The organism is Pseudomonas helleri (assembly GCF_045830615.1).
Taxonomy (GTDB): domain Bacteria; phylum Pseudomonadota; class Gammaproteobacteria; order Pseudomonadales; family Pseudomonadaceae; genus Aquipseudomonas; species Aquipseudomonas helleri.
In genome coordinates, this window is sequence record NZ_CP174501.1 from 4,199,429 (window position 1) to 4,211,838 (window position 12,410).

Annotated in this window: 12 protein-coding genes; 10 read left to right on the forward strand and 2 right to left on the reverse strand. The window is 50.9% G+C overall.

Features of this window, described 5'->3' with window-relative positions; all coding sequences use genetic code 11:
• Window positions 1-303 precede the first annotated feature (303 nt).
• From ACJJU9_RS18915 to ACJJU9_RS18940, 6 genes are all read left to right on the forward strand, one after another.
• Window positions 304-993 carry a Tn7 transposase TnsA N-terminal domain-containing protein gene (locus tag ACJJU9_RS18915; RefSeq protein WP_407729301.1) on the forward strand — a complete coding sequence of 230 codons (690 nt, stop codon included), beginning with the start codon at window positions 304-306 and terminating at the stop codon, window positions 991-993.
• Window positions 978-2,873, forward strand: coding sequence for a hypothetical protein (locus ACJJU9_RS18920; RefSeq protein WP_407729302.1), 1,896 nt, complete (start codon window positions 978-980; stop codon window positions 2,871-2,873). Before ACJJU9_RS18915 ends, ACJJU9_RS18920 begins: the two co-directional genes overlap by 16 nt.
• Window positions 2,874-2,878: 5 nt before the next feature.
• A complete protein-coding gene (locus tag ACJJU9_RS18925; protein WP_407729303.1) occupies window positions 2,879-3,823 on the forward strand; it encodes a TniB family NTP-binding protein in 945 nt (314 codons plus the stop codon).
• Window positions 3,820-5,766, forward strand: coding sequence for a TniQ family protein (locus tag ACJJU9_RS18930; protein WP_407729304.1), 1,947 nt, complete (start codon window positions 3,820-3,822; stop codon window positions 5,764-5,766). The genes ACJJU9_RS18925 and ACJJU9_RS18930 overlap by 4 nt, the downstream gene beginning before the upstream one ends.
• Before the next feature lie 791 nt (window positions 5,767-6,557).
• Window positions 6,558-6,839 carry a hypothetical protein gene (locus ACJJU9_RS18935; protein ID WP_407729305.1) on the forward strand — a complete coding sequence of 94 codons (282 nt, stop codon included), beginning with the start codon at window positions 6,558-6,560 and terminating at the stop codon, window positions 6,837-6,839.
• Window positions 6,840-6,860: 21 nt separating this feature from the next.
• Complete coding sequence (locus tag ACJJU9_RS18940) at window positions 6,861-7,178, forward strand: helix-turn-helix transcriptional regulator (RefSeq protein WP_048367892.1); 318 nt, start codon at window positions 6,861-6,863, stop codon at window positions 7,176-7,178.
• 12 nt (window positions 7,179-7,190) lie between these two features.
• Here the strand turns inward: ACJJU9_RS18940 and ACJJU9_RS18945 are convergent, their stop codons facing one another.
• Window positions 7,191-8,243 carry an MBL fold metallo-hydrolase gene (locus tag ACJJU9_RS18945; RefSeq protein WP_123749791.1) on the reverse strand — a complete coding sequence of 351 codons (1,053 nt, stop codon included), beginning with the start codon at window positions 8,241-8,243 and terminating at the stop codon, window positions 7,191-7,193.
• Between the two features lie 229 nt (window positions 8,244-8,472).
• Here ACJJU9_RS18945 and ACJJU9_RS18950 point away from each other — a divergent pair, with 229 nt between their 5' ends.
• Entirely contained in the window at window positions 8,473-9,546 is a 1,074-nt protein-coding gene (locus ACJJU9_RS18950; RefSeq protein WP_407729306.1) for a diguanylate cyclase, read from the forward strand.
• Here ACJJU9_RS18950 and ACJJU9_RS18955 read toward each other — a convergent pair.
• Entirely contained in the window at window positions 9,543-9,866 is a 324-nt protein-coding gene (locus ACJJU9_RS18955) for a DUF2025 family protein (protein ID WP_048367896.1), read from the reverse strand. The genes ACJJU9_RS18950 and ACJJU9_RS18955 overlap by 4 nt on opposite strands.
• A gap of 186 nt (window positions 9,867-10,052) precedes the next feature.
• Between ACJJU9_RS18955 and ACJJU9_RS18960 the strand changes: the two genes are divergently transcribed.
• The 3 genes from ACJJU9_RS18960 (at window position 10,053) to ACJJU9_RS18970 (ending at window position 12,243) form a co-directional block, all read left to right on the forward strand.
• On the forward strand, window positions 10,053-10,358 hold the full coding sequence (locus ACJJU9_RS18960) for a PepSY domain-containing protein (protein ID WP_353231705.1): 306 nt from the start codon (window positions 10,053-10,055) through the stop codon (window positions 10,356-10,358).
• A 192-nt stretch (window positions 10,359-10,550) separates the two neighbouring features.
• On the forward strand, window positions 10,551-11,744 hold the full coding sequence (locus tag ACJJU9_RS18965; RefSeq protein WP_407729307.1) for an ATP-binding protein: 1,194 nt from the start codon (window positions 10,551-10,553) through the stop codon (window positions 11,742-11,744).
• Window position 11,745: 1 nt separating this feature from the next.
• A complete protein-coding gene (locus ACJJU9_RS18970) occupies window positions 11,746-12,243 on the forward strand; it encodes an N-acetyltransferase (RefSeq protein ID WP_153350702.1) in 498 nt (165 codons plus the stop codon).
• Window positions 12,244-12,410 lie beyond the last annotated feature (167 nt).

The following is a 12,410-nucleotide window of genomic DNA, read 5'->3' on the forward strand; positions in this document are numbered from 1 at the left end:
CGGGCCTGCATGAAACTGCCGCCGCGGGTTAATCGCCCCCACGCACGCCCCCCATAGCCGGTGCCAGCCGCGCAGGCCAAAAAACATCGGCAGCAGTGATTTCGAAAAAAAATTTGCACGCTTTCACTCGGGCAATGAAAGCAAGAAAATCAATTTAACATTATGATATTTATAGTTTTTATTTAACTTGTCAGCCACATAAACATTTTTTGTCAGAACCATTGACACGCCAATAAAAATGTGCGTTTACGAATAAAAAAGCTTTCACTATGATGCCCGAAACTCCCATTTTGGACGCATCCCATGAGACCACCTACCGCCTTCGAGCAGAGCCGAACCCGGACACCAAGCCGCATCCTGAAGAAGGGAAAATACGGCAAGCACATCACCCATTTTCCGTCCTTCAAAAACAAAAAGGTCGTGGTTTGCGAAAGCGAGCTTGAAGCGGATTTCTGTGTCTGGCTCGAATATGAAGATCAGGTGGTGGCCTATGCCCCTCAGCCCGGAACCTTCTCGTTTGCCATGGAAGACCGTGCAGTTCGGTATACCCCCGACTTTGAAATCAGCTATGGCACTGGCGAAATCAGATACGTCGAGATCAAGCCCGATCATATTGTCGAGGACGCCAGCTATCTCCGGAAAATAGGCGAGTTCAGAAAGGTTTGTGAGCAAGCAGGCTACGGATTCGACCTCATCACGGAACGGGAAATTCGCATTCAACCAAAGCTGAGAAATCTCCAAAATCTCTATAACCGAATGCATCTGGTCACGGACACGGAGTTGAACTACGTCCTCGACAGCCTCAGGCAAACATCCATGTCTGGCAGTACCGTGCGCTCACTGTTGGCGCTACCGTATCCACCCTCGATGAAATCAATCGCCAAGGGCGTATTTAATCGGCTGATTTCGGCTGATCTCGACCAGCCATTTACGCTGGAGTCACGCGTTTCATCATCGGCTAACGAGGGCCGCACGCTATGTCTAATGCCATAGTCAATGAACGTTACCGCTTGAATGGCGCGGAATTTGAAGTCGTATCGACCGATTTGAAATACGCTCAATTCAGTGCCGTCATCGGACAACGGCAAGTATCGTTTACCCACTTCCAGGTGAGCGAAATGATAGCGAATGGAAGCTTGGTCAAATCTCAATGCGCACCTATCGACCAGAGCAAAGCTCCAATTCTTTTGAGTATGAGCACGGCTGAAAGAGCGGAGCATGACAGGAAAACTGGATATACCGTAGGCGCGTTGCTAGCGCTTGGCAACCGCCTGCCTCGTGACGCAGCGCAAGCCTATATCAGAGAGCACGCGGAAAAAATTGGGGACTCTTCCCCCCCTAGCTATTCGACATTGTACAACTGGGCAGCAAAATATAGGCAATCCGGCAACAGCCCCTTGGGACTTATAAAGAACAAACACTACCAACTGCCACGTGGAAAAAAACTGGACAACAAAACGATCGAAATTGCAGAAGACATCATTAACCAGCACTATCTGATCAAAGAACGCCCGAGTGGACAACTCGCTTATAACATACTGATAACTCACATCGAAAAAGACAATGAGCATCGCCCTTTAGATGAGCAAATCAAGGCGCCCTCACGTGCGACGTTTTATCGTATGTTGTCCGCAATTGACGCATATAAATTCAACATCATGCGCGAAGGCCGAGCATACGCTGAAAAAATAAATAAATATGGACGTAGCATCCAGAGGCCCCATCATATGTACCAGAGAATAGAAGCAGACACTCAACAAATTGACATTATCGCTGTGGACACGAACGGAAATGTCATCGGCAGGCCCTACCTGACCGCATTTATCGAGTGCAAAAGCAAGATGATTATTGGGTGGGAACTTTCAATGACGCCACCTTGCGCGGCGAAAACAATGAAAGCCCTCAAGATGTCGCTGCGCAGTGATAACCCTATAGCGGAAAAAGGGGAAACATACTACATTGACAATGGATCAGAATTTCTTAATGACTCATTTTTCAATTTCTTCAGTATATATGGCTCGAAGGTATTACCGCTGCCACCTGGGAAGCCCGATCAAAAAAGCTTTATTGAGCGATTTTTCTTAACTTTGAACCTGACAATTATGCATCACGCCAAAGGTACGACTAAATCCAATCCGACAGAACGTAGAGATTATAACTCCGAAAAAAATGCGTGCCTGACCGTAGAGAGCATCAGATTAGTATTCACACGCTGGCTCGACGAGTACTACCATGAAAACTCTCAGAAAGGCTTATCCGTAGCCCCACGAAGTGCTTTTGAGAAGGCCATGATGACGGAGTTGCCGCCCGACACCTACGCAATTGAACAGCTAGATATTACTTGCCGCAAAACCAAAGCAAGAACAATTTCAAACGGCAGGATCACAATGTTCAACCTTCAGTGGTACGGCCCTGGACTAGCAAGATTGAATGACAAAGCCCGAAAGCACAACTGTAAACCTTTGGTGCATTACGACGAGTCTGACCTATCAACCGTGTGGTTATCCATACCGCAAGAACCTGGGGTAATGGTTCGAGCAGATGCTGTAGACCCTGATTATCAAAACAACCTAACGCTTTACGAACACCAACTGGCCTGTGACGCAATTGACAAAGAAGGCCTGACTTTTAGCAAGAAAAAAGCAGCTCGCGCGCTAGCAAATATTTACCTTAGCCTAAGTGAACTAGAATACAAAAAACCTAAAAAGCAAAAACAACAACGACCGATCACTTTGGCAACTCAGGATGATGAAGGTGATGCAAGAGCAGAACTCGAAGACGATGTATACCATACCCAAACAGATTTCAATGTCACCGAGATGAAAAATATAGAAGACTCCGATGATGACTTAGAAACCTTTAAACTAGAGTAATTCATATGACTCCTGCAATTGAAAATAAAATGACAGAGTTTTCCAAACATATTGTTGTTCACTGCTATTATAAAGACGCGTTAGAAAAAATACATAAAAGCATCATAACCACCGCTACTCGCCGTGAGCCTTCATCTGCGCTACTGACGGGACTCTCCGGAGTTGGAAAATCAACAGTCTGCAAATATGTAGTACAACAAATCGGTGGTCGGAAGGAAATAGAGACCGAGTGGGGTATCATTGAAACCGTCCCTGCATTTTATTGCGAACTACCAGCTGGGCCTACACTGAAATCCCTGACTATGGGTATGCTAGCTCAATTAGGGTGCGTACATCTAAATGGCGACGCCACGGCCTTACTTTATCGATTGATCACTCTCCTAAAGACCTGCCAGACCCAGGTCATCCTACTAGACGAGTTTCATCACTTGCTGGGAAAAGGGGCCGAAAAAACGAAAGGTCTCGTTTGCGACTGGGTTAAAACGCTTATGAATCGAACACTGATACCCGTGGTCATAGCGGGTACATCAGAGTGTGAATCAATCGTAGACGAACACCCACAGCTTGCCCGACGGTATCCATTCAGAACAAATCTGCGGCCTCTCGAATACACGTCGCTGGAGAATCAGTCAAATTACTTGAAGGTCCTAAAATCGCTGGGCGCACAAATTAACAAGATCGGCGAGTTCTCGGAGTCTATCTATCTCACCGACCAAGCGTTGGCGGCCAGAATATTTGTTGCCAGTGGCGGCAATATGAATTCGCTTCGACAGTTGCTTCACGAAGCCTTCCGGATTGCGCTAGAAAGAAACACAAGCACATTTTCTGAGAAAGACCTTGCAGCATCCTATGACTCGCAATGCCTGGAGGGAGCCTTAGTAAAATTCAAAAATCCCTTTGCATTGGATAATCAAGAAGTCCGGGGTATCATTTCTAGGAACTCACGATGAATGTCTTGAGCTTTGTACCTCGCGCACGTCCTGAGGAAAGCCCTCGTAGCCTGCTTATCAGAACCGCATACCATAATGGCTTTAAGTCTGTCACCAAAATGATCGCGTCGTTACAGCGCGAGAACAACGCACGACCATTCGATTGGCAGCTGCACCACTCAAGCATGGCCAAACTATTCGAGACACTTGATCCAAAAACAACTACTCCCCTGCCATTTTACCGCAGCACGTCTGAGGTTACGCGCGGCGCGCCGGTGTATATCAACAACATTGCCGTGCCTCTGACGCTGCTTAAGACGAAAAAACATCTAATTTGCCCTGAATGTTTATTAGAAGGCTGGCAGAAATATATTCAGGACTTCGACATTATAGACGCCTGTCCATACCATGACTGTGCCTACATTGATCACTGTCCGTCTTGCGAGCAAGAGATAACATGGACTGACTGCAATGGAGCATTGTGTAAATGCGGTTATGATTTGCGGAATAACCCACAACAGCCTAAGCATTCACAGCTCTCGACTAGCCTTCTTTCTATTTTTAGAAATAAAGATCAAGAGAGCTTCGACTCATTCTTAATCAACCTCCAAGTACTCAGATACTATTACAAAATCAACGACGAAGAAAAGAAACACACAGCTGACCTTGCAGTTAGCATAGCTGACAGTCCTAGCTGCGAAAAAATCACAGCTGCTATTTGTCACTCGATCGATGAGCACGAGCCTGCACCAAACCTATTTTTTATTGCCCCATGGTTACTATCTAGCGATGAAGAGGTCCGACAGATTGCCAACAACTTAATAACTAAGCCGCTCACGCCATCCAAAACACAACAAAAGCGCAATCCTAGAAAAGCACTATGGCTACGCCGAGATGAGCTGGCAACCATTGGAGTAAACCAACTCAAACTACAAACCCTTATACGTTCAGGACTAATAACGAAAGTTAAAATAAAAACAAATACGCCTTTCCAATATCATTCACACAATTGGGCTGCCGTTGAAGCTTGGCTGGGGTCAGCCGGTACTCAAAAAATTGCTACAGGAATCCCATCTCACTTTGACGTAGAGCGCGCTGCTCTGCATCTGGACGTCTATCCTGAGGTTGTCAGGCGAGCAGTCAAGGCTGGATTTATCGCTAATAATTTGAAAACTGGAGCTTTTGGAAAAATGCTTTTGGATGCCAACGAGGTGTCTGCATTTCATAACAGATACATTTTCGTCGGACCACTTGCAAAGCAACTCAACACACCAAACACTACACTGACAGCACGTCTGACAACGGTAGGAATTATGCCAGTCTCGGGTCCAACTGTGGATGGAGCGCTGGTCACAATTTACGAAAGACACGCACTTGAAGAGTCGAGAGTCGCGAGAGCTTTGGAAGCCGAAACCTACTCAAATAAGGCGGGCCGCAGACTACACAAATTGATGCCTAACGACACACATATCAGCTCCACCGAGACCGCAAGAATTTTAAATATCGAAATTCAACGGTTGAAATATCTAGAACGGATGGGCTTTCTTGTGCAAGAGATACCAGCAGAATTTCTATGCGAAAATCGGCGTTTTTTTACTAAAAAATCTGTCCTCTCGACAAAAAACAAATTAGATCGCTGTGTAACAATTGATTCCCTATCCCGTGAGTTTGAGATCCCATCGCTTACCTTCGCACGTCGTTTCATAAAAAGCGGTTACGTGTCCCCCATAGTGATCGGTAAGTGTCAATTAATCTGTGAAAAAGATGCAATTCAGATTCGCAAAAACCTCGAACTGTACTGTAGTTGCGATCAGGCGGACAAATTCCTGAAAGCGCCGATAGGACATGCATCCAATCTAATTTCCACAGGTCGGATCCGGGTCGTTCCAGTTTCCGAATCCAAGATCACTACTGTCCGACTCATCGGCTGGGCTGATATTCAAGCACTAAGCGTAGCTCACTAAGCTTTATCCCGTTTCAGTCTCATACTCCCTCCTTTTCACTCACCCCGGTCTACACTCGGGGAGTTGACACAACCTCATTAAAAAATATAATATCTACTAATAATCAGCAATACAAAACGCAGCTCTATTGCCCCCACTAAATTTGATGCATTTTAATACTGTAGAAAATTCATTTTTAATTGAGAAAAGCATCATACATTTTAGTTTTTATTGAGATGGGGTTTTAAACTTCATGAGACACAACGGTTGTCCTCCAATGAATACGGATAGCCCGTTTCAGCTTTTATTGAGACTCCACGGCTTGAACTGACTGCTGATAGAAGGGGCTGCCGCGAGGCGGCCCTTTTTGTTTTCAAGATGTCGCCCCCTGTAGTCGTTGACGAGCCTTGCGAGGCTACGTCCGGCTGCGCAGCAGTCGTAAAACCTCAAGGCCAGATCAAAAGATCGCGAGCAAGCTCGCCCCTATCAAAAACAAATTAAGTGATTGATTTTAAAGGCTTTTTAGGATCTAGCTTGCTCGCGATCTGTTGATCTTGATCTAAGAGCCCCCCTCTCCCTAGCCCTCTCCCGAAGGAGAGGGAACCAATTGGGGGATGCTGACGATATTCGCTGTCCTGTTTGATGCGCGACAGCGCGGCGTCGAAGACGGGGCGGCCACTCTTATCAAACATAAAATAAGTGATTGATTCCAAAGGCCTTGTAGGAGCGAGCTTGCTCGCGATCTTTTGATCTTTATCTAAGAGCAACCCTCACCCTAGCCCTCTCCCGAAGGAGAGGGAACCGATTGGGGGATGCTGAAGATACTCGGCGGCCTGTTTGCTGCGCGACAGCGCGGCGTCGAAGACGGGGCGGCCACTCCTACAAAAAAGTCGCGCCCCAGCCCTGTAATTGTTGAAGAGCCTTGCGAGGCAACGCCGGCTGCGCAGAATGGTTTATATCGAAGTTTTCGACCGTTGCTTACCGCGCAAACGGGCTTGAATCACGGGTTCTCTGCGACCGCACTGATTCAAAAAATGAGTTTGATCGACCTCGAAAACAACTGTATAAAAACACAGTATATTTTCAAGCACTGACTCAGCCCTGGAGATCTCCCCATGCCCAACTCAGCCATGCGCAACACGTTTGAACGCATCATCATCAACCAATTCACCCCGCTGCACTGTGCGCAAGCCCGGGAACTGCTCGGCTGGAGCCTCGAACAGCTGAGCGACAAGTCAAAGGTCTCGGTGCCGGCCATTCAACGGTTTGAAGCCTCCGAACGGGTGCGCGATGTCACTCTCCTAGCCCTGGCTTACTCCCTTGAAGCCGAAGGCCTGGTGTTTTTCCCGGGCTTTGCGCCAAGTTGGGCCAGTAACTTTCGGGGCACCACCCCAGACCCTATGGGCCGGGAGGACTTCGCCCTGATCGAGTAAACCGCTCGCACCTCAGAGGCTGGCCTGTTTGGCCGGCACTTCGTCGGTGGCTTGCACGCCAAGCCACCAGGCGCGGCCTTTGTGGGGTTGCATCAGGTTAAAGGCTTCCCCCATGGCAGGCGTCGAGATAAGCACATTACGTTCTGCTGCCAACGCCACAATGCGCTCAAACGGTTCGTACCAGGCATGAAAGGCCAAATCAAAGGTGCCGTTGTGAATCGGCAACAACCAACGGCCTTTCAAGTCGATATGGGCTTGCAGGCTGTGTTCAGGCTGCATGTGCACATCGGGCCAGTCAACGTTGTAGGCCCCCGTTTCCATGAGGGTCAGGTCAAAGGGGCCGAACTGCTCACCGATCACTTTAAAACCGTCGAAGTAACCTGAGTCGCCACTGAAGAAAATCCGCACGTCATCAATAATCATGACCCACGACACCCACAGGGTCTCGTTGTGGTCAAACAACCCTCGACCCGAAAAATGCTGGCACGGCGTGGCAACAAATCGAATGCCGTCACGTTGTGTTTCTTGCCACCAATCCAGTTGCTGTACTTTGTTTGCAGGCACACCCCACTTGATCAGCAGGTCGCCCACCCCTAGCGGGGCCAAAAAGTGCTCGGTCTTGGCCGCCAGTTGCAACACGGTTTTCTGGTCAAGGTGATCGTAGTGGTTATGCGACAGGATTACGCCTTGCAACGGTGGCAGTTCATCCAGGGTGATCGGCGGCGCATGAAAACGCTTAGGCCCGGCCCACTGAAACGGCGAAGCACGCTCGGCATACACAGGGTCGGTCAGCCAGAATTTGCCCTTGAGCTTGAGCAACAAGGTGGAGTGCCCCAGCCGGAACACACTGAAGTCAGGCGCTTTATCCAACGCTTCGCGGCTCAACGGGGTGACCGGGATCGCTGCGGCGGGCCGAGTGTTTGAAGGCTTTTGGAACAGCATCTTCCAAAAAATGCCCAAGGTTTTGCCCAGGCTTGCGGCGGGCCTGACACCCTGATTTCGAAACTTCCCTTGATGCTGCTCGGCAGGCTTAAGCTCAGCCTTTGTCGAAGACTCGATTGGCATGCTTCAAAGACTCCAGAAGACAAAGTGCAATTATTACGCTGGTTTTTTGGGCGGTAGAAGGTCAATCGTCATTTTCTAACATCCAGGTGTTAGTTTTAAGGTTATTCCCCTTAAAGCTCAGGCAGAATGCCAGCATCGATGATCGACATTACCTGCACGTTAAACCGACACGTCTGTGTTTAACGAGCGGGGGTGGCATTCCGTGCCTCAACACCTTGCGCAGATACCTATGAACACTCAAAGAGGTAAAGGTCTGTCATTCTCACGGCGCATTTATGTGCCGCGAACCTTTGGCCTGGGGATTGGTTGCCTGTGCGTGATGCCTGTTCTGTACTCTCTGAACATGCCCACCTGGGTCTGGGTGCTATTCCTCGCCTCGGGTTTTGTCTGGCCGCATTTGGCCTACTTGCGCTCTTCCCGCTCGCCATACCCGTATCGTGCTGAACGCCGCAACATATTGATGGATTCTGTGTTGGGCGGCTTTTGGGCTGCCACCCTGCAGTTCAATCCTCTGCCGGCCATCATTATTGTGTCGATGATGACCATGAACAACGTGGCGGTCGGCGGTGCAAAAATGCTGCTTCGCGGGCTCGTGGCGCAATGCGTGGGCATTGTCATCTCATGGCTGATGTTCGGGATTGCCTTCAACCCTGAGACCACATCGATACAACTCTATGCGTGCCTGCCCATACTGGTCCTCTACCCGTTTACCGTGGGCATAATCAGTTATCGAATGGCCACCACCCTGGCCGCGCACAAGCGCGCCTTCAGCGCCCTCAGCCGTACCGACAGCCTGACCGGCCTGCTCAATCACGGCTCCTGGAAAGACCTGCTGCAACTCAGCTTCCATACCTGCAAGCACACTCACGTGGACGCGACGCTGGCGCTGATTGATATCGACCACTTCAAGCGTATCAATGACACCTACGGGCACATTGTCGGCGACAGCGTGCTGCGCCAGTTCAGCATTGCACTCAAGGAAAACCTGCGCGCAGAAGACCTGGCCGGGCGTTATGGCGGCGATGAGTTTTGCGTGATTTTGCCCAACCGCTCGCTGGCGCAGACGCAAGAAATCATGGAGCGTCTGCGCCACCGCTGCTGCGACTTTCGCTACCCCGATGCACCCGAGCTGCGCTTTAGCCTGAGCATCGGTCTGGCCTCATGCCAGGCGGTCTTCACCGACGCCTCGATGTGGCTCAACGAGGCCGACAAAGCGCTGTACATCGCCAAGAACACGGGCCGCAATAAAATCAGCATCGGCTCTGGCGACCTGCTGGCAAACACCGTGCTGGGCGAGCCTTAGCTGAGGCAGCGACGCACCGCTGAAATTTCCGGTACATCTTCGCGCCGCATGTACACCCGCAAGGGTTCTGTGATGTTCAGGCGATCGTCGATATTTTGATCCAGCAACAACTGGATCAACTCGCGCTTGAGGGTCATGGTGTCGGCCCCGACGGCTTGCCAGACAAACTCGCTGGTGGGGGTGATGGCATCGTCGGCAACATCCATCCCGAATGAGTCTTCACTAAAACGTACGATGTACTGCTGCGTCTTGCGATTGAATCCGACAAAACCGTGGAGGTCGTCGGCGGCCTGGCAGATGAGTTGCGAAGTGATGCGCATGGTAAACCTCTCTCTGGAAACGATGGTTTACACACAAGGTGAATGCTCATCCCTCTGACGGGGACGCTAATGACCCAAAGGGTACGTCACACCTTTGGTTTCAGGCAAAGGGCAAAATTAAGGGTGAGTTAAGTTGCCATGGTTACTCTGATCCCACCTAAACAGATCACCCCAGAGGGATTAACCATGAAAGCACTTAACGTCATCTTCGCCGCTACCGCCCTGACCCTGACTGCCGGCCTGGCTCAAGCCGATGTGCGCCCTGACCATATTCCGGGCTTGCTCAAATCGGGCGAAATTGCCGCTTTTGAGAAACTCAACCAGACGGCAATAGACAAACACCCTGGCGCGACCATCCTCGACACCGAGCTGGACCATTCCTACGGCAAGCTGGTGTATGAAGTTGAATTGCGCGACACCAAAGGCGTGAAGTGGGATGTAGACATGGACGCCAAAACAGCCGAAGTCCTGCAAAACAAACAAGACACCTGATTCCCGCTGTCCATCGCCTGTAGGAGCGAGCTTGTCTCGCGATCTTTTGACCTTCTAAAAGATCGCGAGGCAAGCTCGCTCCTACAAGGGTTTTGTGGAGCAAATGCATACAATATTTATACAAATTTGTACCGATATTCCCAGACTGGCTAGAATCATCTTTTTATAACATTCAAGCCGAGATTCTCTTCTATGAGGCCAAGTGCCGCTGCGGATATCGCCACGATTAACCGGATCAGCGCAGTCCCGGCAATCCTTCAAGTCGTTACTGAAATGACCGGCATGCGCTTTGCTGCCGTTGCCCGGGTGACGCCTAACAGTTGGACAGCCTGCGCCGTGCTCGACAACTTGGGGTTTGGCTTGAAACCCGGAGGTGAACTGGATCTGGTCACGACGCTGTGCTTTGAAAGCATGAACTCGCATCTGCCCATTCTCATCGACAAAGCCAGCCAAGACCCGCAGTACCACGACCACCCAACGCCCAGAATCTACCGGTTCGAGAGCTACTTCACGATACCGGTGTACCGCACCGACGGCCGCTTGTTTGGTTCGTTGTGCGCATTGGACCCTGAACCCGCGACGCTTAAAAACACCTCTATCCAGGCCACCATGGAGTCTTTTGCGCGCCTGCTCTCGCTGCAAATTGAAGCCGAAGAAAACCTGGAGCAGGCGCAATCCGAGCTGGCTCTGGCCCGTGAGCACGCAGAGCTGCGCGAGCAGTTTATTGCAGTGCTCGGCCATGACCTGCGCAACCCTTTGTTTGCCATGACGACTGCGGCTGATCGCTTGCTCTGCAAGTACCCGAACCCTCAAACCCACGATCTTGTGCAACACATTAAAACCTGCGGCCTGCGCGCCTCGCAGTTGGTCGAGGATGTCCTGGATTTCGCCCGTGGAAGGCTCGGCAGCGGGATCCCGGTGCTACTGAGCCCGTGCCCGGACCTCACGCAAGTGCTCGAACATGTGATCTCGGAAGTCCGCCATATTTACCCTGACCGGCAGATCAACTCGGCAATCGGCTCGCTAGAAAGCATTGAATGTGACAGCAGCCGCCTGGCTCAGTTGCTTTCCAATCTGCTTGCAAACGCCATCGCCCATGGCTCTGCCACAGGGCCGGTGCACATCACCGGGACGACGCAAAACGCAATGTTTGCCCTAAGCGTGACTAACCAGGGCCAGCCGATTCCAGCTGAAGCGCTGCAGCATTTATTTCAGCCTTACTCGCGCCCTGCCAGCAACACGCCGCAAGCCGGTCTTGGCCTGGGTTTGTACATTGCCAGCCAGATTGCCCTGTCTCACAATGGCCGCTTGAGTGTGATGTCGGACGAACTGCACGGCACCACGTTCACCTTTACCATGCCGCTTTCCCTGCCCCCTGAGGCCTAGCATGACCCGCCTCTGCCCCTACGAAGACCTAAACGCTGAGCAGCGCGAGCAACTGCTCGGCATTGAGGTGCTGCCAGAACAGTTACCGTTCAGTGGTGACATCGCGTGCGCCTTGTACTCATTGCCCGCGCAATGCCAACCGGGGATCAGAGGCTTTGCCCTGTTAATCGATGAACGACCTGTGGCCTTTATGCTGCTCAAGCGGCATCCGCTGTTGGCCCACTGGGCTGACGCCGGCAGCGCCACGCTGCACGCCTTGCAGGTGCACAGACAAGTGCAAGGCCAAGGGCTGGGCAAGACCTGTTTGCGCTTGCTCGCGCAGGACATCCACCACTACTGGCCCGACGTTAGTCAGTTGATGTTGTCGGTGAGCCCCGACAACACGTCAGCCCTGGCTTTTTACTTAAGCCAGGGCTGGTCTGAGCGCGGCGAAGCCTACCGGGGTGAGCGGCGTTTGGTGTTGCCTCTCACGCCCTTGCAGGCAAAGCCTGCGGCTTGACCGCCCCCCGTTGAAACGAGCCTTTGGCAAAGTGCGGAGTTGGCCATAGGAAAAACGCCTAAATAAATCTACTTTTTCAGAAAATTCTCTCGCCAGACATCTAGACAAAAGGCCATTACGCCGTTTATTGTCTCGCCGCAGACCACCGCAGTGGTCAACGTCGCTCG